This window comes from Streptomyces sp. NPDC015220, from assembly GCF_043079345.1.
GTDB lineage: Bacteria > Actinomycetota > Actinomycetes > Streptomycetales > Streptomycetaceae > Streptomyces.
The window spans coordinates 136,676-162,709 of sequence record NZ_JBIBUK010000002.1 but is presented as its reverse complement, the minus strand read 5'-3'; the positions used below and the strand labels follow the sequence as shown (position 1 = coordinate 162,709).

Annotated in this window: 23 protein-coding genes; 9 read left to right on the top strand and 14 right to left on the bottom strand. The window is 73.4% G+C overall.

Features of this window, described 5'->3' with window-relative positions; all coding sequences use genetic code 11:
• Positions 1-3 precede the first annotated feature (3 nt).
• From ACF061_RS05620 to ACF061_RS05610, 3 genes are all read left to right on the top strand, one after another.
• Complete coding sequence (locus ACF061_RS05620) at positions 4-438, top strand: DUF742 domain-containing protein (protein ID WP_392265534.1); 435 nt, start codon at positions 4-6, stop codon at positions 436-438.
• Entirely contained in the window at positions 419-1,066 is a 648-nt protein-coding gene (locus ACF061_RS05615) for an ATP/GTP-binding protein (protein WP_392265533.1), read from the top strand. Before ACF061_RS05620 ends, ACF061_RS05615 begins: the two co-directional genes overlap by 20 nt.
• Positions 1,067-1,207: 141 nt before the next feature.
• Positions 1,208-2,470, top strand: a complete 1,263-nt coding sequence (locus ACF061_RS05610; RefSeq protein ID WP_392265532.1) for a styrene monooxygenase/indole monooxygenase family protein — start codon at positions 1,208-1,210, stop codon at positions 2,468-2,470.
• Here ACF061_RS05610 and ACF061_RS05605 read toward each other — a convergent pair.
• The 4 genes from ACF061_RS05605 to ACF061_RS05590 form a co-directional block, all read right to left on the bottom strand.
• Positions 2,434-3,834 carry a C40 family peptidase gene (locus ACF061_RS05605; RefSeq protein ID WP_392265531.1) on the bottom strand — a complete coding sequence of 467 codons (1,401 nt, stop codon included), beginning with the start codon at positions 3,832-3,834 and terminating at the stop codon, positions 2,434-2,436. The genes ACF061_RS05610 and ACF061_RS05605 overlap by 37 nt on opposite strands.
• Positions 3,835-3,936: 102 nt before the next feature.
• Positions 3,937-4,242 carry a hypothetical protein gene (locus ACF061_RS05600; RefSeq protein ID WP_392265530.1) on the bottom strand — a complete coding sequence of 102 codons (306 nt, stop codon included), beginning with the start codon at positions 4,240-4,242 and terminating at the stop codon, positions 3,937-3,939.
• A gap of 10 nt (positions 4,243-4,252) precedes the next feature.
• Complete coding sequence (locus tag ACF061_RS05595) at positions 4,253-4,912, bottom strand: TetR/AcrR family transcriptional regulator (protein ID WP_392265529.1); 660 nt, start codon at positions 4,910-4,912, stop codon at positions 4,253-4,255.
• 303 nt (positions 4,913-5,215) lie between these two features.
• Complete coding sequence (locus ACF061_RS05590) at positions 5,216-6,154, bottom strand: diiron oxygenase (protein ID WP_392265528.1); 939 nt, start codon at positions 6,152-6,154, stop codon at positions 5,216-5,218.
• Between the two features lie 153 nt (positions 6,155-6,307).
• Here ACF061_RS05590 and ACF061_RS05585 point away from each other — a divergent pair, with 153 nt between their 5' ends.
• Positions 6,308-7,483, top strand: a complete 1,176-nt coding sequence (locus ACF061_RS05585) for a ferritin-like domain-containing protein (RefSeq protein WP_392265527.1) — start codon at positions 6,308-6,310, stop codon at positions 7,481-7,483.
• Here the strand turns inward: ACF061_RS05585 and ACF061_RS05580 are convergent.
• From ACF061_RS05580 to ACF061_RS05550, 7 genes are all read right to left on the bottom strand, one after another.
• Positions 7,480-7,995: a DUF3291 domain-containing protein gene (locus tag ACF061_RS05580; protein WP_392265526.1), complete on the bottom strand. Its 516-nt coding sequence runs from the start codon at positions 7,993-7,995 to the stop codon at positions 7,480-7,482. The two genes, ACF061_RS05585 and ACF061_RS05580, sit on opposite strands and share 4 nt — an antisense overlap.
• Positions 7,996-8,065: 70 nt before the next feature.
• Positions 8,066-9,535 (bottom strand): penicillin-binding transpeptidase domain-containing protein, encoded by a 1,470-nt coding sequence (locus ACF061_RS05575; RefSeq protein WP_392265525.1) that lies wholly within the window; start codon positions 9,533-9,535, stop codon positions 8,066-8,068.
• Positions 9,536-9,566: 31 nt separating this feature from the next.
• The gene (locus ACF061_RS05570) at positions 9,567-10,940 is read right to left on the bottom strand and encodes an FtsW/RodA/SpoVE family cell cycle protein (RefSeq protein ID WP_392265524.1); all 1,374 of its coding nucleotides are present in this window, start codon (positions 10,938-10,940) and stop codon (positions 9,567-9,569) included.
• Positions 10,941-10,983: 43 nt separating this feature from the next.
• On the bottom strand, positions 10,984-11,490 hold the full coding sequence (locus tag ACF061_RS05565) for an SH3 domain-containing protein (RefSeq protein WP_392265523.1): 507 nt from the start codon (positions 11,488-11,490) through the stop codon (positions 10,984-10,986).
• Positions 11,491-11,811: 321 nt separating this feature from the next.
• On the bottom strand, positions 11,812-13,101 hold the full coding sequence (locus ACF061_RS05560; protein WP_392265522.1) for an ATP-binding protein: 1,290 nt from the start codon (positions 13,099-13,101) through the stop codon (positions 11,812-11,814).
• Positions 13,098-13,898, bottom strand: coding sequence for a hypothetical protein (locus ACF061_RS05555; RefSeq protein WP_392265521.1), 801 nt, complete (start codon positions 13,896-13,898; stop codon positions 13,098-13,100). Before ACF061_RS05555 ends, ACF061_RS05560 begins: the two co-directional genes overlap by 4 nt.
• A 142-nt stretch (positions 13,899-14,040) precedes the next feature.
• Entirely contained in the window at positions 14,041-14,547 is a 507-nt protein-coding gene (locus tag ACF061_RS05550) for a dual specificity protein phosphatase family protein (RefSeq protein WP_392265520.1), read from the bottom strand.
• Between the two features lie 101 nt (positions 14,548-14,648).
• Between ACF061_RS05550 and ACF061_RS05545 the strand changes: the two genes are divergently transcribed.
• On the top strand, positions 14,649-15,488 hold the full coding sequence (locus ACF061_RS05545; RefSeq protein WP_392265519.1) for a nuclease-related domain-containing protein: 840 nt from the start codon (positions 14,649-14,651) through the stop codon (positions 15,486-15,488).
• Positions 15,489-15,537: 49 nt separating this feature from the next.
• Here ACF061_RS05545 and ligD read toward each other — a convergent pair whose 3' ends face one another.
• On the bottom strand, positions 15,538-16,422 hold the full coding sequence (ligD, locus tag ACF061_RS05540; protein WP_392265518.1) for a non-homologous end-joining DNA ligase: 885 nt from the start codon (positions 16,420-16,422) through the stop codon (positions 15,538-15,540).
• Positions 16,423-16,498: 76 nt separating this feature from the next.
• On the opposite strand from ligD, the gene ACF061_RS05535 reads away from it, so the two are divergent.
• Together ACF061_RS05535 and ACF061_RS05530 are read left to right on the top strand one after the other, a co-directional pair.
• Positions 16,499-17,596 (top strand): Ku protein, encoded by a 1,098-nt coding sequence (locus ACF061_RS05535; RefSeq protein ID WP_392265517.1) that lies wholly within the window; start codon positions 16,499-16,501, stop codon positions 17,594-17,596.
• 104 nt (positions 17,597-17,700) lie between these two features.
• Positions 17,701-18,432, top strand: coding sequence for a hypothetical protein (locus ACF061_RS05530; protein ID WP_392265516.1), 732 nt, complete (start codon positions 17,701-17,703; stop codon positions 18,430-18,432).
• 526 nt (positions 18,433-18,958) lie between these two features.
• Here the strand turns inward: ACF061_RS05530 and ACF061_RS05525 are convergent.
• Together ACF061_RS05525 and ACF061_RS05520 are read right to left on the bottom strand one after the other, a co-directional pair.
• The gene (locus ACF061_RS05525; RefSeq protein ID WP_392265515.1) at positions 18,959-19,303 is read right to left on the bottom strand and encodes a hypothetical protein; all 345 of its coding nucleotides are present in this window, start codon (positions 19,301-19,303) and stop codon (positions 18,959-18,961) included.
• Entirely contained in the window at positions 19,300-19,770 is a 471-nt protein-coding gene (locus ACF061_RS05520; RefSeq protein WP_392265514.1) for a hypothetical protein, read from the bottom strand. The genes ACF061_RS05525 and ACF061_RS05520 overlap by 4 nt, the downstream gene beginning before the upstream one ends.
• Before the next feature lie 365 nt (positions 19,771-20,135).
• Here ACF061_RS05520 and ACF061_RS05515 point away from each other — a divergent pair, with 365 nt between their 5' ends.
• Both ACF061_RS05515 and ACF061_RS05510 read left to right on the top strand, forming a co-directional pair.
• The gene (locus ACF061_RS05515; protein ID WP_392265513.1) at positions 20,136-22,307 is read left to right on the top strand and encodes a M4 family metallopeptidase; all 2,172 of its coding nucleotides are present in this window, start codon (positions 20,136-20,138) and stop codon (positions 22,305-22,307) included.
• Positions 22,308-22,631: 324 nt separating this feature from the next.
• The gene (locus ACF061_RS05510; protein WP_392265512.1) at positions 22,632-25,961 is read left to right on the top strand and encodes an AAA family ATPase; all 3,330 of its coding nucleotides are present in this window, start codon (positions 22,632-22,634) and stop codon (positions 25,959-25,961) included.
• Positions 25,962-26,034: the final 73 nt, after the last annotated feature.

Sequence of the window (26,034 nt, the reverse complement as noted above, 5' to 3'; positions counted from 1 at the left end):
GCCATGAGCAGTCCGACGAGCGCCGTGCCCAAACAGCAGCTCCCGGTGCGCGGCGGCGACCGCAAGCCCGCCCGGGTGCGCCCCTACTCGCTCACCGGCGGCCGCACCCGCTTCGGTCACGTGCTCCTCGTGGAGACGTTCGTGGCGAGCACGGCCGCGCTGGAGGCCCCCGAGGAGCGCAGGGAGCTGGAGAACGGCTCCCTCGCGACCCGGGTCATGCCGGAGATGCGGGCCATCGTCGAACTGTGCCGCCGGATGCGGACGGTGGCCGAGATCGCCGCGCTGCTGAAGATGCCGCTCGGTGTGGTCCGCGTGCTCCTGAGCGATCTCGCGGACCAGGGAAAGATCCGTGTGTACGGCACCGGCACCGGTCATGGCACCGGCCGTCCGGACCGCGCTCTGCTGGAAAGGGTGCTGAGTGGACTCCGCCGTCTCTGACGCCGCCTCCTCCTCGGTCGGCGTCTCCCCTCTCGTCGAGCCCGACGAGCCCCTGCTGCCCTGGCAGACGGACCGCACCCGCGCTCCGATCGCCACGAAGATCGTGGTGGCCGGCGGCTTCGGCGTGGGCAAGACCACGCTCGTCACCACCGTCTCGGAGATCACGCCGTTGCAGACCGAGGCGCTGATGACCGAGGCGAGCGAGGAGACCGACGACCTCAGCGCGACACCGGGCAAGCTGACCACGACCGTGGCCATGGACTTCGGCCGGATCACGCTCGACGACGACCTGGTGCTGTACCTGTTCGGCACGCCGGGCCAGCAGCGGTTCTGGTTCATGTGGGACGACCTGGTGCGCGGCGCGATAGGCGCCGTCGTCCTGGCCGACACCCGCCGGCTGAAGGACTGCTTCCCGGCCCTGGACTACTTCGAGAGCTGCGGGCTGCCGTACGTCGTGGCGGTCAACCACTTCGACGACACCGAGCTGTTCGATCCGGAGGACGTCCGGGAGGCGCTCACGATCCCCGCGCACATACCTGTCATGATCATGGACGCGCGGCGCCGGATCTCGGCCATCGAAACCCTGCTGGCCCTCGTGGCCCACGCCCTCGAGGAAACCCCCGAGTAGGGCGGATCCGGCCCGGTCACGGATCCGGCCCGGTCACGGATCCCGGGCGGGCCCGGTCCCCGAGCGGTTCCGGCCCCGGACCGGCCCCGGTCCCCGAGCAGTCCAGCGAGCAGCCCAGAAGTCGTAGGAGGCACCACCCGCATGCGCAAGATACTCGTCGTGGGGGCCGGCCAGTCCGGCCTCCAGCTCGCCCTCGGCCTTCAGTCGCACGGGTACGAGGTCACCCTCATGTCCAACCGGACGGCGGACGAGATCCGCGCCGGCCGGGTCATGTCGACGCAGTGCATGTTCCACACCGCGCTCCAGCACGAGCGGGACCTGCAACTGAACTTCTGGGAGTCCCAGGCCCCGAGGATCGAGGGACTCGGCGTCTCGGTCGCCGCCCCCGGCTCCTTCGACCCGGGCCCCTCGCAGCGCGCGATCGACTGGGTCGGCCGGCTCGACGGGTACGCGCAGTCGGTCGACCAGCGGGTGAAGATGGCCGGCTGGATGGAGACGTTCGCGCAGCGCGGCGGCCAGCTCGTCATCCACGGCGCGGCCGTCGGCGACCTCGACTACTTCTCCCGCGCCTACGACCTCGTCCTGGTCTCGGCGGGCAAGGGCGAGCTGGTGTCGATGTTCGAGCGGGACGCGGAGCGCTCCCCGTACAGCGAGCCGCAGCGCGCGCTGGCGGTGGCGTACGTGCACGGACTGGGCCCGCGCCCGGAGCACCCGGAGTTCGACGCGGTCCGGTGCAACCTGGTCCCCGGCGTCGGCGAGCTGTTCGTCATGCCGACCTACACCCTGACCGGCCGCGCCGACATCCTGTTCTGGGAGGGCATACCCGGCGGCCCGCTCGACGCCTTCAGGGGCGTCAAGGACCCGGCCGAGCACCTGGCGCTGACCCTGGACCTGCTGAGGACCTTCCTGCCCTGGGAGTACGCGCGGGCCACGAAGGTCGAACTCACGGACGCGGGCGGCACCCTGGCCGGCCGTTACGCCCCCACCGTGCGCAAACCGATCGGCCGGCTGCCCGGCGGCGGCCTCGTCCTGGGCGTCGCGGACGTCGTCGTAGCCAACGACCCGATCACCGGCCAGGGCTCCAACTCGGCGTCCAAGTGCGCCGCCGCCTACCTCGCCTCGATCCTCGAACACGGCGACAAGCCGTTCGACGAGGACTGGATGCAGCAGACGTTCGACCGCTACTGGAACACCGCCCGGCACGTCACCAAGTGGACGAACGCCATGCTGGCCCCGCCGCCGGAGCACGTCCTCAACCTGATCGGCGCGGCCGGTCAGCTCCAGCCGGTCGCCGACCGCTTCGCCAACGCCTTCAACGACCCGGCCGACTTCGAGAACTTCTTCTACGAGCCGGCGAAGACCGAGGCCTACCTCGGTGAGGTCGCCGCCGGGTCCGCGGCGTAGAGCCCCGCGTCCGGCCCGTCCAGGGCGCCCCTGGGGAGCGCCGGCGGGACGTACCGCGGCAGCGGCGCCCCGCCCGGGTCGGGCCGGACGGCGCCCAGCACCGGGTTGGCGGCGAGCGGTGACACCTTCACCCTCGCGCCCGGCCGGGGCGCCTGCACCACCATGCCGTCGCCGAGGTAGAGCGCGACGTGTGTCGCCTCGGGGAAGTAGACCACGAGGTCGCCCGGCCTCAGCTGGGTCAGCGGTACCCGCCTGAGCCGGGCCCACTGCTCCTGGCTGGTCCTCGGGATCGGCGTCCCGGCCTGCGCCCACGCCTGCGAGGTCAGCCCCGAGCAGTCGTAGGCCGTGGGGCCGGCGGCGCCCCACTGGTACGGCTTGCCCAGTTGCCGCACCGCGTAGCGCACGGCCTTCTCGCCCGCCAGGGAGGGCCGCTGCCCGGCTCCGAGCCTGCCGGAGGCCAGGAACCTCCGCTGCGCCTCGGTGATCCCGCTCCGCTCGAACTCGGCGAGTGCCGCCAACTGCTGGGCGGTGAGCGAGGCCAGCAGCTTCTCGACGCCGTCGAGCCGCTTGCGCACGTCGTCCCGGGCCCGCTGCTGCCGCCGGGCGAGGGCCAGCTCGGCGTCCAGCGCCCGGTGCGCCTCGAGGGCGAGCGCGGCCGCCTTCGCCTCGTCGTCGGCCAGCCGCCCCACCGTCCGAGCCCGCTCCTGCGCCAGCTGCCCGATCACATGGCCCTGTTGCAGCGCGTGCTGCGGGTCACGGGCCAGCAGCAGCCGCACGTAGGGGGAGAGGCCGCCGTTGTCCTGGTACTGCTGCCGGGCGAGCCGGCCGGCCGCCGCGCGGCTGTCGTGCAGGGCTACCCGGGCGCGGGCGAGGGCGGCGTCCAGGTGGTCCGTCCGGGCGTGCTGCTTCCTCAGCTGCTCGCCGGTGACGTTGAAGGTTTCGGCGGCCCGCTCGGCCTGCCGGTACAGCGCCCGCAGATCCGTCAGCAGCGTGGCCACCGGCGGCTGCCCGAGTACCGGTGGCTGCCCGGCCGCCGACGGCCGGCCGGGGGCGAGCGGTGGTGCGGGCGGGGCCGGCTGTCCGGGCGCGGGCGGTGGTGCGGACGGGAACGGCTGTCCAGGGGCGAGCGATGGCGCGGGCGGGGCCGGTCGCCCGGGCGGGGCCGGTCTCCCGGACGCGGGCGGTGGTGCGGGCGGGAGCGGCTGGCCGGGCGCGGACGGTTGCCCGGGTGGGGGCGGCTGCCCGGTCATGGAAGGCTGTCCGGGCGGGGGCGGCTGCGGTACGGCCGTGGCGGCCATCGGCGCGAGAGCGGCCTGCGCCGCCACCGCCGCCGTGCACACCAGACGCGGCACCCTTCCTGACACGACATCACCTCCGGTGTGGGGCGGTCCTTCCGCTCCACACCGTGAGATTCGACGTATGAACCGACCATGTGCGCCTGTTGTACGCCATCTGGCGCAAAACGGTCAGCCGTCGGTGTCATCCGGCTTGCGCTGCGAGCCGGTACGGGGCTCCGGCCTGGACCAGGGCCACTTCAGCCCGCCCCGCCTGCCCTCGGGGTCGAACTCGTACTTCCACCCCCGGGGCAGCCCTAGCCGCTTGCTGTGACCGCGCGGGACCCGACGGTAGACGAGCACGGTGGGCGGGCCGCCCGCCGCGTCCGGGACCGGGATGCGGTACGTCTTCGGGGGGTTCCCGGTGGGCCCCACCAGCACCGGCAGCACCCGCCCGTCCATGGGGCCGCCCTCGAACGGGGTGTCTTCGCTCTTCACGGCACCAGTCTCAGTCATCCGCCGGGGACAGGAGGCGCCGTGTCAGCGCGGCGGTCTGTTCGTCCCGGGCCGCGGTCACCGACAGCATGGCCACGAACTGCTCTACCAGCCAGTCCCGCAGCTCCTCCACGGGCGGCTGCTTGCCCTCGTCGAGCCAGATCAGCGAGGCGGCCTCCACCGCGGTGATCCACATCCGCACGGTCATGCGCAGCCGCGGCCCCGGGGCCGGTACGTCCAGGTGGGTGAGGATGTGCTCGGCGGCGACCCTGCGCACGTCGTCCACGATCGCGTCGGTCCGGGACGTCTCCACCACGCTGCCGCCCTGGAGCAGCGCGGTGAAACCGGCGTCGTGTCCGTCGACGAAGGCCAGGTAGCGGTCGAGGGCGCGGGCGAGCCGGGGCACGAGCGGGCCGTCGTGCGGCTCGTCGAAGCAGTTCCGCAGCTCCTCCGCCGCCGAGCGCAGGGCGGCCTCGTACAGCTGCTGCTTGCCGCCGGGGAAGTACCGGTACACCAGGGGCCGGGACACCCCGGCCGCCTCGGCGACGTCGTCGAGCGACACGTCCTCGGGCGCCCGGTGCGCGAAGAGGGACAGGGCGGCCTCGAGCAGCTGAGCGCGCCGCGCCTCGACACTGAGGCGGCGGTAGGCGGGGGTCGGGGCGGCAGGGCTCATGTCCGGCAGCGTAATCGCTGCCCGCCCCGCCCAGCCGCCCTCCCTCGCGCCGGGGACTCCGGGCCGTCGGGCCCGACGGCCCCTGCGGCCGCCGGCCGGGAACGGCGGGACCGGCCGCCGGGTGTCACGCCGGCAGGCCCGAGGGCCTCCGGAGCCGTCGGCCGGCGCCCCGCGGCACGCCGATCTCGTCCGGGCTGTGTCGGTGTGCGGCTCCGCCGCGCGGCGCCGGCCACTCGGTGGGTGCCGCGGCGCCGTCCCGGGGTGTGCGCCGGCGAGGGCGGAGCGCGCGGGACCCGCCGGGTGTCACGCCAGCAGGCCCGAGGACCTCCAGAGCCGCCGGCCGGCTCCCCGCAGCACGCCGATGTCGTCCAGGAAGTCGGTCAGCCGCTTGGAGCCGTTCTGCATGACCTCGCGCCGGTGGCCGCTCGCCTTGACCTGCGCCATGGCCTCGCGCTTGTCCAGGCCGACGTTGGTGTAGACGTCGGGGTTGACGAAGGCGATGGAGAACACCCGCGCGAACTCACCGGAGGTGACCCGGGTGAACTCCTTCGACCACCTCGGCGCGGTCACCATCTGCCGGCGCAGCTCCTCGCGGGCGTACCGCACGTGCCGCGCCTCCTCCACGACGTGGATCCGGGTGACCCCGCGGACCAGCGTCTGCACCCGCTCGTCCGGGAAGGTCAGCCGCTGCATCCAGTCCAGGACCTCCTCGCCGAGCAGGGTCGCCGTGAAGGAGCCTGGGGTGGTGGAGATCGTCTTGAAGAGCCGGCCGAGGTGCTGGTGCACGGGGGCCACCGGGTACCAGGGCGTGCCGCCGCGGGTGATCAGCCGGGCGAACATCTTGGAGTGCCGGCACTCGTCCTCGATCTCGGTGAGCGCGTACCGCACGTGCGCGCTGGTGGCCGGCTTGTCGTAGACGTGCCGGACGAGGAGCTGCATGAGGATGAGCTCGAACCAGATGCCGAGCGAGGCGAGGGCGGCGGCCTCGTGCTGGGAGAGCAGGATCCGCTGCTCCTCGCTCATCCGCTTCCACATCGGGGTGTCGTACAGCGACACCAGCTCCGGCGGCCAGAACCACTTGCCCTCCTCGAAGGGCGCGTCCCAGTCCAGCTCCTTGTCCGGGTCGAAGGAGTGCTTGGCGGAAGAGTCGAGCAGCCGCTCGGCCACCTGCTCCCGGTCCTTGAGCAGACCGAGCGCGTCGCGCAGTCCGGCGAGCGCGTCGGCATCCGTCACGGTCGTCATGGCTGTCCCACCTCGTCGTACGGGTTTGCGGCTGGATTGGCTGGTTACTCGGGAGTCAGATTCTCCGCCTCTTATGAGACTGCTTGTCAGCAAGCTCGTCAATCCCCCGCACACGACTTGTTGACTCGGCGTCTACGTGTGAGCCTGCGGAGTATGGCGACCTATGACGTGTACGCCGACGACCCGGGCGACCCGCACTGGCGGGTCCCCGCCTCCGGCGCGGCGCGCTTCAGCTGGGAGTACGACGACGGCCGCGACCGGCTGCTGGCCCTGTACCAGAAGGGCAAGGACAAGCAGTGGGACGGGCGGAAGCGGATCGACTGGGACCTGGAGGTGGACCCGTACGACCCGCTCGGCACCCCCGAGGAGGCGATGGCCCTCTACGGCACGCCCTACTGGGCGAAGATGACCGACCGGGACAAGGGCGAGCTGCGCCGGCACTTCGCGTCCTGGCAGTTCAGCCAGTTCCTCCACGGCGAGCAGGGCGCGATGATCTGCGCCGCGCGGATCGTGGAGTCCGTCCCCGACCTGGACGCCAAGTTCTACTCGGCGACGCAGACCATGGACGAGGCCCGGCACGCCGAGATCTACGGCCGCTTCCTGCACGAGAAGATCGGGATGGTCTACCCGATCAACGACGACCTCCGGTCCCTGCTCGGCGACACCCTGCGCGACAGTCGCTGGGACATGCCGTACCTGGGCATGCAGGTCCTGATCGAGGGGCTCGCGCTGGCCGCCTTCGGCCTGATCCGCGACACCACGGACAAGCCCCTGCCCAAGCAGATCCTGGCCTACGTCATGCAGGACGAGGCCCGGCACGTGGCCTTCGGCCGCATGGCGCTGCGCGACTACTACAAGCAGCTCTCCGACGCCGAACTGCGCGAACGCGAGGAGTTCGTCATCGAGGGCTGCTACCTGATGCGCGACCGCCTGCGCGGTGTGGAGGTCCTGGAGAACTTCGGCATCCCGAAGGCCGAGGCCGGCGAACTGAGCGAGCGGTCCGACTTCCTCCGGCTCTTCCGCCAGTTGCTGTTCAGCCGCATCGTCCCCTGCGTCAAGGACATCGGCCTGTGGGGCGAACGACTCCAGCGGGCCTACGTCGACATGGGCGTCTTCGAGATGGGCGACTCCAGCCTCGACCGGCTGATGGCCGAGGACGAGGAGATCGCCGAGCGACTGGACGCCGAACGCTTCGCGACCGAGGAGCGGGAGCGGGTGGCCGAGGTGGCGGCAGCGATCGAGGAGGGGCGGGGCCCGAGCCGACAGGGCCTCCTCCCGTTCGGGGCCGTGCCGGACCGGCGCGCCCCCGATCGGAGGCCTCCGGCCTAGACCGGGCAGCCCAGCTCCCCGGGCACCGCGCCCTCCGCGGCCGGCACCGGTACCGCCGTTCCCGGGGCGAACGACGTCCGCAGTGTGAAGGCGTACGGCGTCGGACCGTTGGCGCGCAGGTGCAGCAGCCGGTCCTCCGCCTCGGCGACCGTGGGGCGGTGGCCCGCCGGCACCCACCACAGTGCCGTCACCGCCTCCGCCGGCTTCTCGAACCACTCCCGACGCCGGGCCAGCATCTCCCGGTGCCGGCCCTGGTACATGAAGGCCGTCAGCGCGTCGGCGTCCCGCCACACCGACAGGTTGACGATCAGCCGCTCGTCCCCGAGCACGGGGACGTCGGTGGCGTTGCCGGAGTCGCTCTGCAACCGCCAGACGAAACCGTCGGCGTCGTCCGCGTCCGCGTTCACCGGGTCGAGCGCGTCGACGAAGTCCTTCAACCGCGGCGAGTCCAGAGGGGCTTCGAGGCGGGCGACGTTGACCTCGGCGAGTTCGTACGCGGCGGTTGATGTCATGATCGAACGGTAGGCCGGGCCGCCCGGCGGGCACCACCCTCGTCTCGACAGGCGAGCGGACCCGTGCCCCTCACCCGGCCGGCGGCGAGCGCAGCACCGCCTCCATCACCGCCCTGGCGATCGGCGCGGCCGTACCGCCCCCGCTGATGTCCCCGCGCCGCGCCGAGGCGTCCTCCACCACCACCGCGACCGCGACCCGCGGGTCCATGTCCTCCTCACCCTGCGCCCAGGAGACGAACCACGCGTACGGCGTGCCCTTGTTCCCGACGCCGTGCTGCGCGGTCCCCGTCTTGCCGCCCACCGTCGCCCCCCGGATCGCGGCGTTGCGTCCGGTGCCCTCGGCCACCACGTCGTACATCAGTTCCCGCAGCCGCACCGCCGTCGTCGGCCGCATCACCTGCCGCACCGGCCGGGAACCGGCCGCCGAGACCGTGCCCCCGCCGCTGCGCGTGGTCCGCTCCACCAGGTACGGCGCGCGCACCTGCCCGCCGTCGGCGACCGCCGCCGCGACCATCGCCATCTGCAACGGCGTGGCCCGCGTGTTGAACTGCCCGATCGACGACAGCGCCCGCTGCGCCGGGTCGGCGGGCGCGTCGAAGGTGCTCGGCGTGACCGAGAAGGGGATGCGCAGGTCCGGGTCGTCGAAGCCGAACCCCTGTGCCGCCGTCCGCATGGCCTCGGCGCCCACGTCCACGCCGAGCTTGGCGAACACCGTGTTGCACGAGAACTCGAAGGCGTAGCGCAGCGAGGCGTCCTCGCACCCCTCGCCCTCGTTCACCAGACGTGTGGTGCTGCCCGGCAGCCGGAACGGGTCCGGCGAGTCGGTCGGCTCGTCGAGGTCCGTCACCAGACCCGAGTCCAGCGCCGCCGCCGCGGTGACCACCTTGAAGGTCGAACCCGGCGGATACGTCTGCCGCACCGCCCGGTTGAGCAACGGCTGCTCCGGGTCGGCGTTCAGCCGGGCCCAGGCCGCCGCCGCGGCGGGGCCGTTCCCGGACAGCTCCGCCGGGTCGTACGACGGCGTGGACACCAGCGCCAGGATCCGGCCCGTCGTCGGCTCGATCGCCGCGACCGCCCCCTTGCGCGAGCCGAGCCCGGTGAACGCCGCACGCTGGGCGGCGGGGTCGAGGGTCGTCACGACGTTGCCGCCCGGAGCCTGTCCCCGGGTGAAGTCGTTCCACGGCGGGAACCCCGCCAGCATCGGATCGGTCCCCGACAGCACCGGGTCCTCGGCGTGTTCCAGGAAGGTGGTGCCGTAGCGTTGCGAGGCGAACCCGGTGACCGGGGCGTACAAGGGACCCTCGGCGTAGGTGCGTTCGTAGCGCAGTTGCTCGCCGGTGTCCCGGGAGCCCGTCACCGGCCGGCCGCCCACCAGGATCTGGCCGCGCGGCTGCTCGTAACGGGTGATGGTGGGGCGGCGGTTGGCCGGGTTGCCGCCGTAGGACGGGCCGTGGACGAGTTGGAGCCAGGCGGTGTTCACCAGCAGCGCCGCCAGCAGCAGCGCGCAGAAGACGCCGGCGTGCCGGATGTGCCTGGTCACCGGAGGACCTCCGCGCCGGTCGCCGGGCGGTTCACGGCGCGGCCTCGGCGTCGGGCCGGCGGCGCGCGACATGGCTCACCCGGATCAGCAGCGCCACGATCGCCCAGTTGGTGACGACCGAGGAGCCGCCCTGGGCCAGGAACGGCATGGCCATGCCGGTGAGCGGGATCAGCCCGGTCACCCCGCCCGCGATCACGAACACCTGGAGCGCCACGATCGAGGACAGCCCGACCGCCAGCAGCCGGCCGAAGGGGTCGCGCAGGGCGAGGGCCGCCCGGAAGCCGCGTTCGACGAGCAGGGCGTACAGCAGGAAGACCGCGGCCAGTCCGGCCAGCCCCAGTTCCTCCCCGGCGGTGGCCAGGATGAAGTCCGACTTGGCGGCGAAGCCGACCAGGATCGAGTGGCCGAGACCGAGCCCGGCGCCGAGCAGCCCGCCGGCCGCGAACGAGAACAGCGACTGGGCGACCTGGCCCGGCCCCCGTCCCGCCTCGATGGACGCGAACGGGCGCAGCCACTCCTCCACCCTGCCGTGCACGTGCGGCTCCAGCCGGCCGACGCCGACCGCGCCAGCCACGGCGAGCAGCAGCCCGACCGCGATCCATCCGGTGCGGCCGGTGGCGACGTACAGCATGACGACGAAGAGGCCGAAGAACAGCAGCGAGGTCCCGAGGTCCCGTTCCAGCACCAGCACGCCGACGCTCAGCACCCACACCGCGACGACCGGCCCCAGCACCCGGCCGGTGGGGAGCTGGAGCCGCCACACCCGGCGGCCGGTGTACGCCAGCGCGCCGCGGTTCGCGGCCAGGTACGCGGCGAAGAACACCGCCAGCAGCACCTTCGCGAACTCGCCCGGCTGGATGGAGAACCCGCCCAGCCGGATCCAGATGCGGGCGCCGTTCACGGGCGGGAAGAGGATGGGCAGGGTGAGCAGGGCGAGCGCGGCGGCGACGCAGACGTAGGAGTAGCGCTGGAGCCACCGGTGGTCGCGCAGCACGAGCACGACCAGGGTGAACAGCGCGATGCCCAGGGTGGACCACACCAGTTGGGCGGGCGCGGCCCGCTCGCCGGGGGTCTCCAGGTCGAGCCGGTAGATCAGCACCAGGCCCAGCCCGTTGAGCAGTACGCCGATCGGCAGCAGCAGCGGGTCCGCGTACGGCGCCCGCACCCGCACCGCGACGTGGGCGAGCAGCGCGAGCCCGCCGAGCCCGGCTCCGTAGCCGGCCGCGCCGGGCGGAACGGCGCCGTGCCTGGCCAGGCCCACCGCGCAGTACCCGTACACGGACAGCAGGACGGCCATGACGATCAGGGAGAGCTCGACGCCCGGGCGCCGGAGCGGACGTGCGGCGGCCGGGGCGGGCGGGGGAGCGGCTGCCACGGTGGTTCCGGTGGTTCCGGCCTTGGTCATGTCCGGAACCTACCGAAAAGAGGGCGATTACCCGCCCTGGAGGTCAGCACCAGCGTGGCGCGGGCCCGACGTTGTCGACGAAGCGGGCCGAGACCCACGCCCAGGTGCCGTCCGCGAGCAGGTACCACAGGTGGTTGCCGGACACGTTCCGGCCGGCCGTCTTGCAGTGGATCCAGACGGTCTCGCCCTGCCGGACCACCCGGATCACCCGGCTGCCCCGGTCCGGCCGGTCGTGCAGGGCGAGCCCGCCGCGGGCCGTGACGCGTCCCCGGTAGAAGCGCTGGTCGTTCGATGCCGGGCCGTTCGGCCGCGTCCCGGCGGGGCCGTCGCCGCTCGGGTGCGCCGTGTTCTGCGTACCCGCGTCCGGGGCGGTCCTCGCGGCGCCGGGGGCGGTGTCGCCGGCGTCCGGGCCCGGACCGCTGACGGGGACGGGGTCCGAGGCGCCGTCCCGGCCGGCGTCGGCGGCGGCGGGCGCGACCGCCGCAGCGGTCAGGAGGGCGCCGGCGGCCGCTGCCAGGGCCGGCCGGGTGAGGCGGGAGCGCGGGGACATGGAGGACCTCCACCTGAGGCGGCGTGACCCGCCGATGGCGGGCGTGGCTGACTGACCGCCACATTAGGAGCGGGCGCCGCGGGACGCCCGTCACGCTGAGCCATCGGAGCCGCCGCCGTGTGAGGCCGTGCGGGAAGAGGCTGTACGGGGAGAGAGCGGGCGGAAGAGGCCGGGCCGGAAGGGACCGTGCGGAAGAGGCCGGGCCGGAAGGGACCGTGCGGAAGAGGCCGTGCCGGAAGGGAGCGAGCCGGAGGAGGCCGTGCCGGGAGGGGGAGGGCGAGGGGCGGCGGTGACGGGCCGGTCGGGGTACGGGCGCCGGCGTCACGCGGGACCGGCGTCCGCGGACCCTCCCTCCGGCGGTCGCTGAGGCAGCGTCAGCGTCGCCACCGCCCCGCCGTCCGGGGCGTTGGCGAACTCCAGCCGGGCGCCCAGCACCTCCGCCTGGCCCAGCGCGATCGTCAGCCCCAGCCCGTGGCCCGTCGCGCCGCCCTCGGTGCGGAACCGCTGCGGCCCGTGCTCCACGAGGTAGGCCGGATAGCCGTCGCCGTGGTCGCGGACGCTGACGACCGGCCCGTCCACGGTCAGCACCACCGGCGCTCGCCCGTGCCCCAGGGCGTTGGCCACGAGATTGCCCAGCACCCGTTCCAGCCGGCGCCGGTCGGTCTCCACGTACACGTCCCGTACGACCCTGACCCGCGCCTCGCCGCCCGCCGCGGCCCCCGAGCCGCGCACCACCCGCTCCGCCACCGCGCTCAGGTGCTCGGCGTCGAGGTCGAGCCGCTCCCGCCCGGTGTCCAGCCGGGAGATCTCCAGCAGATCCTCGGTGAGCGTGCGCAGCGCGGCCACCCGGTCGCGCACCAGCTCGGTCGGGCGGCCCGGCGGCAGCAGCTCGGCCGCCGCGTGCAGCCCGGTCAGCGGCGTGCGCAGCTCGTGCGCCACGTCCGCGGTGAACCGCTGCTCGGCCAGCAGCTTGCCCTGCAACGAGGAGGCCATCGAGTCCAGCGCGGCGGCGACCGCGGCTACCTCGTCCTGCGGGCGCGAACGGTCGTGCGTCAGCGGGTCGTTGACGCGGGCGTCCAGGTCGCCGGCGGTGATCCGCCGGGCCACCCGCGCCGTCGCGTGCAGCCGCCGGGTCACCCGGGTCACCGCGAACGCGCCCACCAGCAGGGTCGTCCCGATCGCCAGCCCCGAGGACCACAGGATGGCCCCGTCCAGCCCGGCGATGGTGCGGGCCTGCTGCGAGTAGTCGACCTCGACGGCCAGCGTCCGCCCGTGGTCGGCGGGCCCGGCCGCCCACATGGTGGGCCGCCCGTGGTGCCGGCCGACCATCGTGCCGCGCTGTCCGCTCGCGGCCAGCCGCCGCAGCGACCGCGGCAGCCCCGGCGGGTCCACGCCCGCGCCCGGCAGCAGCGTGTCCCCGGACTCGAACGCGCTGGTGGCGTCCTTCAGCCGGGACAGCGCCAGGGTGCGGGCCTGGCCGACGGTCTGGTCGGTCACCGAGACGTGCACCAGGACGCCGAGCAGCGCGGCGAGCGCGCAGCACATCACCGTGATGAAGGCCGCGGCCTTCATGGCGAGCGTCCCGGTCCACCGGGGCAGCGCGAGCCTCATCCCGCGCTCGCGGAGGACGACTCCGAGGGCACGGGATCGGCGGGGGAGGGGCTCGGCGTCGGTGTCGGCCGGGGCACCGGCGACGGCGGGGCGGTGGCCGCCGGGGTGCGCGCCCGGGTGGGCTTGTGCGTGCCGGTGCGCAGGAACTCGTCCCGGGAGAACACCATGGCCCGCTGGTCCGGGTCCCAGGACCACGTCGTGCGGTACTCGTACCCGGCGATCCCGGCCGGCGAGCGGATGATCACGGCCCGGCCGGCCAGCTCCACGCCGGTCACCGCGTCGTCGTTGGCGAAGACCTGTACGAGCCGGTGGCCCTCGAAGGTGTAGACGCGGACGGCGGTCTGGTTGGTGGGGTGAAGCCGGAACCCCAGCGTCATGTCGTCGCGCCCGTCACCGGTCAGGTCGCGGTAGTACGGTCGCATCACCGGACACCGCTTCCCCGCGGCCCCGCGCCTGCCGCACTCCGCCAGCCGGTCCGCCGCCTCGTGGTACGGCGCCCCGGCGGCCGTGTAGTCGTCCCGGTGCGCGGCGACCTCGGCCCGCACGACGGCCACCGGATCGACCTTACGGATGTCGTCGCCGGGAGCCGTGATCCCCTTCACCGGCTCGACCTGCACCTCGTCGTACGGCCACGCCGGGCTGGCGGCCGGCCTGAGCGAGGGCCAGAGCCGGGCCGGGCTCACCGCGGTCCGGGTGGCGCCCGCGGCCCGGAGCCCGCCCGCGTCACCGCACGCCGCCGCGGTGCCCAGCAGCAGCGCGACGAGGGCGGTGACCTGGGCGGGACGTCTGCGGGACACTGCTCTCCGGAGGATCGGGGGCGGGAAGGCCGCGTACACCTTATTCGTACGGAAGTCCTTTTTGTTCACCGGATTCCCGGTCCGGCGGGCGGGGCCGGCGAGGGCGCCGCTCCGCGGAGCGTACGCACAGAAGGTAAAACGATTATTCGGCCAGTTCCTCCAGTACCCGGACCGTCGCCAGCCCGGCCCGCAGGTAGTCGGCGAACAGCTCGTTGTGCAGGGCCCAGGGGGAGCGGCGGGCACGGATCAGCCGGATCGCCTCGTCGGCGGAGCGCCCCCGGCGCACGAGGGCGTGCGCGACGACCAGCCCCGAGCGGTTGTACCCCGAGTAGCAGCGGACCAGGACCCGGCGCCCCGCGTCGAGCGCGTCACCGGCGGCCTGGGCCAGCCGCATCACCCCCGCGAGCTGGGTGCTGTCCAGCGGCCCGTCGGGAATCGGCCACACCTGGTGCTCGACGCCCGGGTCGGGGCCGTGCCCGGGCAGCCTGAGCAGGCTCTGCACGAGATCGAACTCGTCGTGCACGACGACGGGCTCCCGCTGTCCGGAACGGCCGCGGACCTCGTGGCCGCCCATCCACAGGCCGGGCACGATCTCGCTCCACGGGTTGTCCGGGACCGGTACGTCGGGTTGCCTTCCGCGGGTCCGCAACGGTGCCTCCCCCACTCCGCTCCCCACCGCCCCTCAAAGGTAGCCGGGTTCTTGCCCCGGGAGCACCCCGCCTGTTCCCATGGTCGTAGGGGTGATGGTGCATGAGCGGACCACGTCGACAGCCCGGCCCGCCCGGCACGGGCGGCCTGCGCGTCGTACCCGGCCGGCGCCACGGCCAGGAGCGGCTGCACGTCTGCCACCCGGACGGCAGGGCCGTGGCCTGGTACGACCGGGAGGCGGGCAGGGTGCACCTGCTCAGCGAGGCCGAGCGAGAAGACGTCCTGCACGCCCTGGGTCCCTTCCTCACAGGCCCGGTCGCCATCGGCCCGCCGCCCGTGCCCACCGCCGCCGAACTCGCCCGGCTCAGCCTCCACCCGGACGACGACCTGGCGCCCAACCGCCCCGGCGAGGCCCTGCTGATCGCCCTCGACCGCGAGCCGTCCCCCGCCCACCGGCTCCGTCCGGACCCGCGCCGCCGGGCGCTGGCCGCCGAGCAGGCGACCGGCGAGGCGCTGGACCGCCTGGACGGCGCCGACTGGCACACCGTGCACTCGATCCCCCTGCCCGGCGGCGACCGCGTCCACCACCTGCTGATGGGCCCCGGCGGCGTGTTCGCGGTCCACAGCGTGTACGCCCGCAGACAGCGCGTCCGGGTGACCGATCCCGTGGTCGTCCTGGGCCGCCACGCCCCACAGCCGCTGCTCCGGCTCCTGCGCGCGACCGCCGACCGGGTCTCCTACGCCCTCACCGCCGAGGTCCAGCCCCTGCTGGTCCTCACCGACCCGGCGGAGCTCCGCGTCACGGCCCCGCCGAGAGGGGTCCGCGTGCTGCGGGGCGAGGAACTGCCGGCCCTGGCGCGTCTGGGCGGCGTACTGAAACCGGCGGACGCGGAGGCCCTGCACGCGATGGCGCGGGACCGCAGGACATGGCTGAGGCTCTGAGCGGACCTCCCCGGGACGGCCGGCGGCGGCGCGGCGTCCCGCCGAGGGCTCACGACGGCAACTCCCGCGCCCCCTCGGCGTCCAGCAGCGCGGCCAGCAGATCCCCGAGGTCACGCACCCGGGGCGCGATGTCCGGGGCCCGGAACTGAAGCAGTTCGGGCGCCCGGCACCCGGCGACCTCCTCCCAGGTCACCGGCGCCGAGACCGTCGGTTCCGGCCGGGCCCGCAGCGTGTAGGGCGCCGCGGTCGTCTTCCGGGCCGCGTTCTGGCTCCAGTCGACGAACACCTTCCCCGGCCGCAGACTCCGCGTCATCCGGTGCAGCACCAGCCGCGGCATGGCCTTCTCCGCCTCCACGGCCAGCCCCTTGGCGTACCTCGAGGTCCGCTCGCCGGACGCCCCGCGCACCGCCGCCAGCAGGTGCAGCCCCTTCGACCCGGAGGTCTTCGCGTACGCCTCGATCCCGTCCGCCGCCAGCCGCTCGCGCAGCCACAGCGCCACCCGGCAGCAGTCGACCACGGTCGCGGGCGGCCCCGGGTCGAGGTCGAAGACGATCCGGTCGGCCGTCCCCGGCGCCCCGATCAGCCACTGCGGGGTGTGGAACTCGGTCACCAGGTTGGCCGCCCACATCAGACTCGGCAGATCCTGCACCAGCACCATCCGGGCCGGCCCCGCCGACCGGGGCACCTCCGCGGTCGTAACCCACTCGGGCGTACCCGGCGGCACGTTCTTGACGAAGAAGCGCTCCCCGTCCGCTCCGTCCGGATACCGCAGGAAGGACATCGGCCGGTCCCGCAGGTGGGGGAGCAGCACGTCGGCGACGGTCGCGTAGTAGTGCAGCACCTCGCCCTTGGTGAACCCGGTCGCGGGATAGAGCACCTTGTCCAGGTTGCTGAGCGCGAGCCGTCGTCCCTCCACCTCTGTGATCGGTGCCATACGATAAGAAAACCACGTCAAAGTACGCAAAAGATTACAAAGAGCCCGTACCGCCCCGATCCGGAAGGTGCTGCACGTGCGATCCATTTGGAACGGCGCCATCTCCTTCGGTCTGGTCAGCATCCCGATCAAGCTGGTGAACGCCACCGAGAACCACACCATCTCCTTCCGCCAGATCCACACGGAGGACGGCGGCCGCATCCGCTACCGCAAGGTGTGCGAACTGGAGGACCGCGAGGTCGCCCAGGGGGAGATCGGCAAGGGGTACGAGGACGCGGACGGCAGCATCATCCCGATCACCGACGAGGACCTGTCCCGCCTGCCGCTGCCGACCGCGAAGACCATCGACATCGTCGCCTTCGTACCGGCCGACCGGATCGACCCGCTCCAGATGGAGAACGCGTACTACCTGGCCGCGAGCGGCGCGCCCGCCGCCAAGCCGTACACCCTGCTGCGCGAGGCCCTCAAGCGCAGCCGGCGGGTGGCCATCGCGAAGTTCGCCCTGCGCGGCCGGGAGCGCCTGGGCATGCTCCGCGTGGTGGACGACGTCATCACCATGCACGGCCTGCTCTGGCCGGACGAGATCCGCGCCCCGCAGGGCGTGGCCCCGGACTCCGAGGTGACCGTCCGCGACAAGGAGCTGGACCTGGCGGACGCCCTGATGGACACCCTCGGCGAGGTGGACCTGGCGGACCTGCACGACGAGTACCGCGAGGCGTTGGAGGAGGTCATCGCCGCCAAGGCCGCCGGCGAGACGCCCCCCGAGACCCCGGAACCGGCCCCGGGCGGCAAGGTCCTGGACCTGATGGCGGCCCTGGAGAAGAGCGTCCAGGCGGCCAGGCGGTCCAGGGGCGAGGAAGCGGGGGAGGCGGAGACCGCCGAGGTACCGGCGGCCGAGGAGGGTGCACAGGCGGAGGTCAGACACCTCCCGCGCCGCAAGTCCGGCCGCGCCGCCGAGGAGAAGCCGCCGGCCCGCGAGCCGGCGGCAAAGAAGACCGCGGCGAAGAAGACCGGCGCCAAGTCGGCGCAGACCGAGAAGACCGCCTCGGCCGGCAGGAGCACGGCCAAGAAGGCGGCGGCGAAGAACGGGACGAAGAAGGCCGGCGCGGCGAAGACAGGTGCGGCGAAGACAGGTGCGGCGAAGAAGACGGCGGCCCGCAAACGCACCGCGTAGCGCACCGCCGCCCGCCCCCGTGCCCCCCGCGGGCCTCCCAAGAAAAATCAGGGGAAAGCCTCCCCCTCGGCGAGCTATGTTGCTGATGTTCGAAGGGGGGCCACGTGACGAAGCTGAATCAGATCATCGCCGTGGAGAAGGGTGTCAAGAGCAAGTCGCTCCAGGACATCTCGGCCGCGCACAACAAGGTGCAGAAGCCGGCGCTGCTCGCCGGGATCTCGCGGACGTACCAGCCGAAGGACGAGGAGGGCGAGCAGTTGCCGCCCGAGTCGACGCGGGTGCAGGTCAAGGGCGAGGAGATCCTGCGGGAGGTGTCGGCGTCGCTGACGCGGCTGTTCGACGTGACGGCGACGAAGGACTGGGCGAACCGCACGGCGTGCGCGGACGTCACGGTCGACGGCCGGACGATCCTCGCCGAAGTCCCGGTCAGCTACCTGCTGTTCCTGGAGAAGCAGCTCGCCGAACTGCACGGTTTCGTCAAGAAGCTCCCGGTGCTCGACGCGGCCGAGTCCTGGTCGCTCGATCCGTCGACGGACTGGTGGAAGACCGACCCGGTCCGCACGATCCGTACGAAGAAGGTGCCGCGCAACCACGTCAAGGCCGAGGCGACGGACAAGCACCCGGCGCAGGTCGAGGTGTACTACGAGGACGTGCCCATCGGTTACTGGACGACGGTGAAGTTCTCCGGCGCCCTCCCCGCGAGGCGGGTGAACGAACTGCTGGACCGGGTGGAGAGGCTCCAGCAGGCGGTGAAGTTCGCCCGCGAGGAGGCCAACGGCACGGAGATCACCGACCAGCGGGTGGGGGACGCGGTGTTCGGCTACCTGTTCGCCTGAGCGAGCCGGGGCCACCCCATGATCGCCCCCGCGTGCGAGCGCGGGGGTGCGCGACAGGCGCGGGCCGGACTGAGGACCGGCACGTGCCATGGGCGCAAGCTGAAACTGACGTTCAGCCTGAGAAGCGGTACCGGCCGACCGCCGGCCGCGGTCAAGCTCAGACTCTCGCTCCAGCTTCAGCATCCGCCACCGATCGCCGGTGCGACCGGGTACGGACGAACGCCGACGGGTGCGAGTTCGACTCTCGCCTGCACCTCTCCACGGTGCGGTAGTTCAAAGGAAGAACACGACGGCTTGAGACGGATCCGTACTCTTCAAAGCCGCCGGCGTGCGCAATTGGGTGGCATCCCCAGGGGCCCGGGAGCTGGATACGACTCCCGGGCCCCGCCACGTGCGCGGACGGCCGCCGACGAACCACGCCCGGAGGGACGGCATCGCACGCACTCCTCTCCCACGGGCGTCCGGCGCAGGGACGGTCGGGGAGCGGCGGGAGCGGGTGGAACGGCTGGAGCACCTGGCGGCGACGTCACCGCGCCGTCACGACCAGCACGACGTACGGCAGCGGCACGACCGGCAGCGTCAGCAGCCACGGCGCGGGCGAACGCCCCCGGCGCAGCGGCACCAGCACATCGGCGATCAGCACGAGCGACGACACGAACGCCCCGCTGACGACCAGGGCGAACAGGATCGGCCCGCTGTGGTCGATCTGGCGGTAGGTGCACCCGTCGAGATCGGGCCGGCGCAGGTCGCCCATGTCGCAGTGCCCGTTGGCGGCGTACCACCGCGCGCACGCCAGGACGACGACCGCGGGCAGCCCGATCAGCAGGTTCACCAGCACCGGCAGCGAGTACCGCCGGACCGGACCGCTCATCCGGCCGCCCTCCTCGCCCGGAACTCGGACAGGAAACCCGCGCCGACGACCAGCAGCGCCCCGCACAGCGCGAGCGACGCGCTCGTCCAGTTCAGCCATGTGTAGGAGGGGTCGCTGGAATAGACGCTGCCGTCGTACCGCACACAGTCGAAGCGCAGCGGCAGGTAGGAGGACCGGTGGTGGGACAGGCCCTGCCGGGTCGCCTCGTCGAACCCGTCACGGCACGCCGGGGCCGGAACGGAGTCGGCGCCGTCACCGTACTCCGCCTCGGACATCATGACGCCGGAGAGCCCCAGCGCGTAGACGGCCGCGGCTGCCGAGCCGGTGAACCACGCCCCGCGGCGCATCAGATGCAGTCGCCACGGCTGCGGACGCCCCGGCAGCGCCACCGCGAGCACCCCGAACGCGGCGACCACCGCCCCGACCGCGCACACGACGCAGACGGCGAGACCTGCCAACAGCGTCATGACCCCACCTCCTGACACGCGCCGACGGGCGCGCCGGCCGGCCGCCGCGCGCGAACACGGGTGACCGGGTCGGCGGCGACGCGAATCCGCCCACCCCACCACGCCCTGATCACCAGGGCTGTGGCGGAAGCCACTCCTCCGGTAACAGCGGCGTCACAGCCCTCCCCGCGCGGTGAGGGAAACCCCTCACCCCCGGCGCACTGCCTGGCAGCCGTGACCTCCGTTTTCCGACACTCGTGCGTCGGCGCCGCTCCACCCACGGGCCGCGCCGTCGGCACACCCACCGGTGTCCGCCGCTTCCCCCACCGCCCTGCGAGTCAGCGGCAGGCGCCCTCATGCACGAGGTGAAAGGAACCCCCCGTCCCATGGTCATACGAAGAGCCGCCAGGCTTCTGACGGTCACTCTGGCCTGCGTGTCCGCTTCCGCGATCGCCCTGCCGGCCGCCACGGCCGCTCCGGCGCCGCACCGGCACCCCGCACCGGCCGGCCCCGAGGCGTTCACCGCGGCCCCGTTCACCACCCGGCCGGCGCCCGCCGTCCGCGACCGTGTCGTGGACGACGCGAAGAAGGCGCTGGCGGCCCACCCGGGCGCGGCCCACAAGGCCGACGGAGACGCCTTCTCGGTCCGCAACCTGGTGGTCGACCGGGACGGCTCCGCCGCCGTCCGCTTCGACCGGAAGTACAAGGGGCTGCCGACCTACGGCGGCGATGTCATCGTGCACCTGGGCAAGGACGGCGCCTTCGAGTCGCTGACCACCGGCTCGCGGACCTCCGGGGCGGTCTCCACCGAGCCCCGGCTGCCCGCCGCCCGTGCCGCCAGGACGTCCAGGGCCGCCTTCCGCGGCCACGTCGAATCGGTCTCCGCCTCGCACCTCGCCGTGCAGATGAAGGGCGCTGACGCCACCCTGGTCTGGGAGACGGTCGTCAGCGGCGTCCGCCCGGACCAGACGCCGAGCCGCCTGCACGTCCTGGTGGACGCGCGCACCGGCAAGGTGGTCCGCACCAGCGACGAGGTGGACACCTTCGCGGCCCAGGGCGCCGCGGCCGCCGGCTCCACGGCCGCCGCCCCGAAGACCGGCGTCGCCGCCGCGGCCGCCGGCAGCGGGCAGTCGATCTACAGCGGCCGGGTCTCCCTCGACGTCACCCAGACCGGCGGCGGCTACTCGATGCAGGACCCGTCGCACGGCAACGGCTACACCACCAACCTCAACCACGCCACCAGCGGCACCGGCACCGTCTTCACCAGCTCCAGCGGCAGCTTCGGCAACGGCACCAACAGCGACCCCGCCTCCGCCGGCGTCGACGCCCACTACGGCGCCGCGATGACGTTCGACTACTTCAAGAACGTCCAGGGCCGCAACGGCATCTTCGGCGACGGCCGGGGCGTGCCGTCGCGCACGCACTACGGCAACGCCTACGTCAACGCCTTCTGGGACGGCGCCCAGATGACGTACGGGGACGGCTCGGGCAACGCCCGCCCGCTGGTCGAACTCGACGTCGCCGGTCACGAGATGAGTCACGGCGTCAGCGGCGCCCTGACCGGCTGGGACGAGACCGGCGAGACCGGCGGCATGAACGAGGGCACCAGCGACATCTTCGGCAGCATGGTCGAGTTCTACGCCGCCAACCCCGTCGACACCCCCGACTACACGATGGGCGAACTCATCAACATCAGCGGCGACAACCGGCCGCTGCGCTACATGTACAACCCGTCCCTCGACGGCCAGTCGCCCAACTGCTGGGCCAGCAACAACGGCAGCCTCGACCCGCACTACTCGATGGGCCCGCTGAACCACTGGTTCTTCCTGCTGGCCGTCGGCAGCGGTGACCACGGCTACGGCAACAGCCCGACCTGCAACAGCTCCACGGTCAACGGCATCGGCAACGACAAGGCCGCCAAGATCTGGTACAAGGCGCTGGCCTCCTACGCCAACAGCAGCGAGAACTACCACCAGGCCCGCACTGACTCGCTGAAGGCCGCCGCCGACCTCTACGGCGCGCACTGCACCGAGTACAACACCGTCGACGCCGCCTGGGCGGCCGTCAGCGTCACCGGCGCCGACCCCGTGCCCGGCAACTGCAACAGCCAGCCGGGCGCGCCCTCGGTGACCAACCCGGGCAACCAGAACGGCACCGTCGGCACCGCGGTCTCCCTCCAGATCCAGGCGAGCGACCCCGGCGGCAAGACGCTCACCTACAGCGCGACCGGCCTGCCCGCCGGGCTGACGATCAACTCCTCCACCGGCCGCATCACCGGTACGCCGACCACCGCCGGCACCTCGTCCGTGACCGTCACGGCGAAGAACACCGACAACGCCACCGGCACCGCCTCCTTCACCTGGACCGTCACCGGCGGCGGCACCCCGCCGCCGCAGGGCTGCGGCAACGTCCCGGCCTGGAGCGCGACCACGGCCTACGCGCCGGGCGACGAGGTCTCCTACAACGGCCACAAGTGGGCCTCGCAGTGGTACTCGACCGGCGCCACACCGGGCGCGCCCGGCTCCTGGGCCGTCTGGAAGGACGAGGGCGCCTGCTGAGCGCACCCGTCCTCTTCGAGGCCACTGCCGAGTGACGACTGAGCCCGTCGACTCGGCTGTGTGACCGGGCCGTCGGTGAGTCCACCGGCGGCCCGTTCCGCACGCTCCGGAGGCGGCCGACGGACCTTTAATTGGTCTTGACCTTTCATCGCGGCGCGGCCCTCCAATTGGTCTTGACCTTTCCCGGAGGGCGGTCCTACATTCGGCGCGGCACCACGAATGGCAGGTTCATGCTCGGCATCGGGACGTGCCGCCCAGCGCCTGGAGCACGCCCGCCGCACGAGCCATGAACAAGGCTGCGTCCGTTGTCCGGGAGGGCTTGCGATGACCGAGCCGACCAGCCCGCCGGCCGCCGCCGGCCCCGCCGCTCCCCGGCCGCCCGCCGTCGGACGCGACGCCCTCTGCGACACCGTACGGACCCACCTGACCGGCGGAGGCGGCGTCCTCCTCACCGGCCCGGCGGGCATCGGCCGCACCACACTGGCGACCCGGCTGGCGGCGGAACTGCGCGCCCGCGGCCGCCGCATCCTGCGCTGCTCGCCCTCCCCGTCCGAACGCGGCACCCCCTTCCTCGGACTCATCGACCTGCTGGCCGGCGTAGACGACACCACCCTCGCCGCCCTCGCCCCCCACGAGAGAGCCGTACTCGACGCGGCCCTGCTGCGCAGCCCACGGGGTCTCGCGCTTGATCCGGCCTCCGGGGGCGATGCGGCCTCTGGGGGCGATGCGGCCTCCGGGTGCGGCCCGGTCACTGGACTCGATGCCGCCAACAGTTCGGATGCGGGCTCCGGGCGTGACCGGGCCTCCGGACGCGATGCGGCCCCCGGTTCCCCTGCGGCCTCCGGTTCTGATGCGGCCTCCGGAGGCGACCAGGCCGCTGTACCGGACCCGGCTGCCGGTCCCGCCTCGGCCACCGGTCCCGATCTGGCTGCCCCTCCCGACCCGGTCATCGGGCGCGAGCCGGCAACTGCACTTGACCCGGCCTCCGGTTCCCATGCGGCCTCCGGAGGCGACCAGGCCGTTGCACCGGACCCGGCTACCGGCCCTGCCTCGGCCACCGGTCCCATTCCGGCCTCCGAATCCGACCCGATCAGCGCTCCCCTTCCGGCCTCCGCACCCGACCCGGCCGCCGGACGCGACGCCCTCGTCCTGCGCATCGCCGTCCGCAAGGTCCTCACCCTGCTGAGCCGCACCGGCCCGCTCCTGCTGGTCGTCGACGACGCGCAGTGGCTGGACCCGCAGACGGCGGAGATCCTGACGTTCCTCGCCCGACGGGGCGAGCCCGGCGTCTCGGCCCTCGTCACCCTGCGCACCACGGCCACCGGAGACGACCCCGGACACTGCCCCGACCACCGCCCGGACGACCTGGCGAGCGCCCGGGAACTGTGCGTGCCGCCGGTCCGCCGGGTGCCCGTACCGCCCATGACCGCCCACGAGACCGCCGAGCTGCTGGAGGCGCACGACCACCCCTCCTGGCCCCGCCCGCTCGTCGCGCGCCTGCACCAGGCGAGCGGAGGAAATCCCCGCACCGCACTGGAGCTCAGCTGCTCCCTCGACGAGCACGTCCGGATCGAGGGCGCGCGACTGCCCGACTCCGCCGAACCGCTCCCCGTACCCCAATGCCTGCGCCGCCCGATCCTCGACCGGATCGACGCCCTGCCCGCCGGCGCCCGACGGACACTGGTGACCGCGGCCGCCGCCGCCCGCCCCACGGCCGAACTCCTGCGCCGCGCGGGCCGTCCCCACGCCGCCGCCGACATCGACACCTGCGTACGGCACGGCCTCCTCGGCCTCCCCCAGACCTCCGACCACGGGATCATCAGGTTCCTGGACCCGCTGACACCGATGGTGCTCCAGGCCGAGACCCCCTACACACACCTGGTGGAAGTACACCGCGCGCTGGCCGACGCCTCCGACGACGAGGTCGAGCGCGCCCACCACATCGTCCGGCTCGCGGCCGGCCCCGACCCGGAGGTGGCCGCCCGGCTCGCCGACGCCGCCCGTGCCGCCCGCCGGCGCGGCGCTCCCGGGACCGCGGCGCGACTCGGCCGCATGGCCGCCGACTACACCCCCACCGACCTGCCGCACCTCGACACCGACCGCCGGCTCACCGCCGCCGAGGACGGCCTCGCGGCCGGAGACCTCGACTTCGCCAGGCAGCTCGCCCACGAGGTGCTGGGCGAGGCCGACCGGCCCGCCGACCGGGTGCGCGCCTGGAACGTGGTCATCGACTCCTCCGGCCAGGCGATGGCCGAGATCGCCGACGTCTTCCCCGAGGCGGTGCGCGACGCCGGCGGCGACCCCGGCCTGCTGGCCCAGCTCCACTACCGGATGAGCTGGCGCGAGTGGATGGTCGGCGGCTCCGCCGCACGCGCCCACCGCCACGCCGTCCTCGCCGCCGGGCTCGCGGCTCGCACCGGCGACCGGCGCACCGAACTCATGGCACTGACCCAGCAGGCGGCCCTCGAACTCTTCCTCGGACTACCGGAGGCGGAGACGACCCTGGCCGCCGCCCTCGCCACCCCCCACGACGTGCACGCCATGACCCACCACAACGGCCCCATCTACCTCAAGCACCGTTTCCACTTGGCCCACGACGAACTGGACGAGGCCCGCGCCGAACTGCGCTCCCTGGTGTACACGCTGCGCCAGCGGGGCTCCGCGGACAGCCTCAGCCAGTGCCTCATCGGCCTCGCCCAGGTCGAGATCCTGCGCGGCCGCTGCCGACCCGCCCTGACCATCGCCCGGCAGAGCCTGCGCATCGCCGAGGACGCCGGACTCAGCCCGGGCCCCGCCTGGTACACGGTCGCGCTCGCCGAGACCGCCGGCGGCAGTCTGACCCAGGCACTCGCCGCGGCAGAGACCGCCAGACGGCACAGCGAGGACGACGACGACCGCCTCTTCCTGCCCCGAGCACTGCACGCCGAGGGCCGCATCCGGCTCTTCGGCGGCCAGTGCCGACAGGCGGCGGAACTCCTCTGCCGAACCGGTGAGTTGGAAACAGCGCAAGGCCAGCAGGACCCGGCCACCCGACGCTGGCACGCCGACCTCGCCGAAGCCCTGGCGGGCAGCGGCGCGCCCGACGAGGCGGAGGCCGTCATCACCCGAGCCCGCCGACAGGCCGAACGACTCGGCCGTCACGGCGTCCTGGCCACCCTGGACCGAGCGACAGCGACCGTCAGCGCGGCCCGAGGGGAACTCGGCCGTGCGAGCCGCGAGTTCGAGGCGGCCGCAACACGGTTACGGGCCATCGGCTACCCCCTGGAGGAGGCCCGCACCCGAGTCTCCCTCGGCCGGGTCCGCCGCCTGACCGGAGACGAAGCCGCCGCCCGAGCCGCCTTCGCCGACGCCCTGCGCATCTTCACCAAGGCGGGCGCCCGCTCCTGGGTCACCATGACCCGCGCCGAACGCGACCGCGCGGGCGACAGCCCGGTCCCGCTCCCCGCCGGAGGCTCCTGGTCGGAACACCTCACCGCGACCGAGCGCAGCGTCGTCGCCCGAGCCGCCCAGGGCGCCACCAACCGCGAGATCGCCGCCGCCCTGGTCCTCAGCGTCAAAACCGTCGAAGCCGCCCTCACCCGCGCCTACCGCAAACTCGGCGCCAAGTCCCGCGTGGAAATCACCCGCATGGTGATGACCCGCCCCGCGGGATAGGCGTCCCCCTCCCACCCCCGCCCCCTCAGCGCCCCACTTCTCCCCGGCCCCTCCCATCAGTGCAGCAATACCC

Bases quoted from the DNA above. Each gene is read 5' to 3' on its own strand.
- ACF061_RS05620 (WP_392265534.1), top strand. From the start codon at position 4: ATGAGCAGTCCGACGAGCGCCGTGCCCAAACAGCAGCTCCCGGTGCGC.
- ACF061_RS05610 (WP_392265532.1), top strand. From the start codon at position 1,208: ATGCGCAAGATACTCGTCGTGGGGGCCGGCCAGTCCGGCCTCCAGCTC.
- ACF061_RS05595 (WP_392265529.1), bottom strand. From the start codon at position 4,912: ATGAGCCCTGCCGCCCCGACCCCCGCCTACCGCCGCCTCAGTGTCGAG.
- ACF061_RS05590 (WP_392265528.1), bottom strand. From the start codon at position 6,154: ATGACGACCGTGACGGATGCCGACGCGCTCGCCGGACTGCGCGACGCG.
- ACF061_RS05585 (WP_392265527.1), top strand. From the start codon at position 6,308: ATGGCGACCTATGACGTGTACGCCGACGACCCGGGCGACCCGCACTGG.
- ACF061_RS05580 (WP_392265526.1), bottom strand. From the start codon at position 7,995: ATGACATCAACCGCCGCGTACGAACTCGCCGAGGTCAACGTCGCCCGC.
- ACF061_RS05570 (WP_392265524.1), bottom strand. From the start codon at position 10,940: ATGACCAAGGCCGGAACCACCGGAACCACCGTGGCAGCCGCTCCCCCG.
- ACF061_RS05565 (WP_392265523.1), bottom strand. From the start codon at position 11,490: ATGTCCCCGCGCTCCCGCCTCACCCGGCCGGCCCTGGCAGCGGCCGCC.
- ACF061_RS05560 (WP_392265522.1), bottom strand. From the start codon at position 13,101: ATGAGGCTCGCGCTGCCCCGGTGGACCGGGACGCTCGCCATGAAGGCC.
- ACF061_RS05545 (WP_392265519.1), top strand. From the start codon at position 14,649: ATGAGCGGACCACGTCGACAGCCCGGCCCGCCCGGCACGGGCGGCCTG.
- ligD (WP_392265518.1), bottom strand. From the start codon at position 16,422: ATGGCACCGATCACAGAGGTGGAGGGACGACGGCTCGCGCTCAGCAAC.
- ACF061_RS05525 (WP_392265515.1), bottom strand. From the start codon at position 19,303: ATGAGCGGTCCGGTCCGGCGGTACTCGCTGCCGGTGCTGGTGAACCTG.
- ACF061_RS05520 (WP_392265514.1), bottom strand. From the start codon at position 19,770: ATGACGCTGTTGGCAGGTCTCGCCGTCTGCGTCGTGTGCGCGGTCGGG.
- ACF061_RS05515 (WP_392265513.1), top strand. From the start codon at position 20,136: ATGGTCATACGAAGAGCCGCCAGGCTTCTGACGGTCACTCTGGCCTGC.
- ACF061_RS05510 (WP_392265512.1), top strand. From the start codon at position 22,632: ATGACCGAGCCGACCAGCCCGCCGGCCGCCGCCGGCCCCGCCGCTCCC.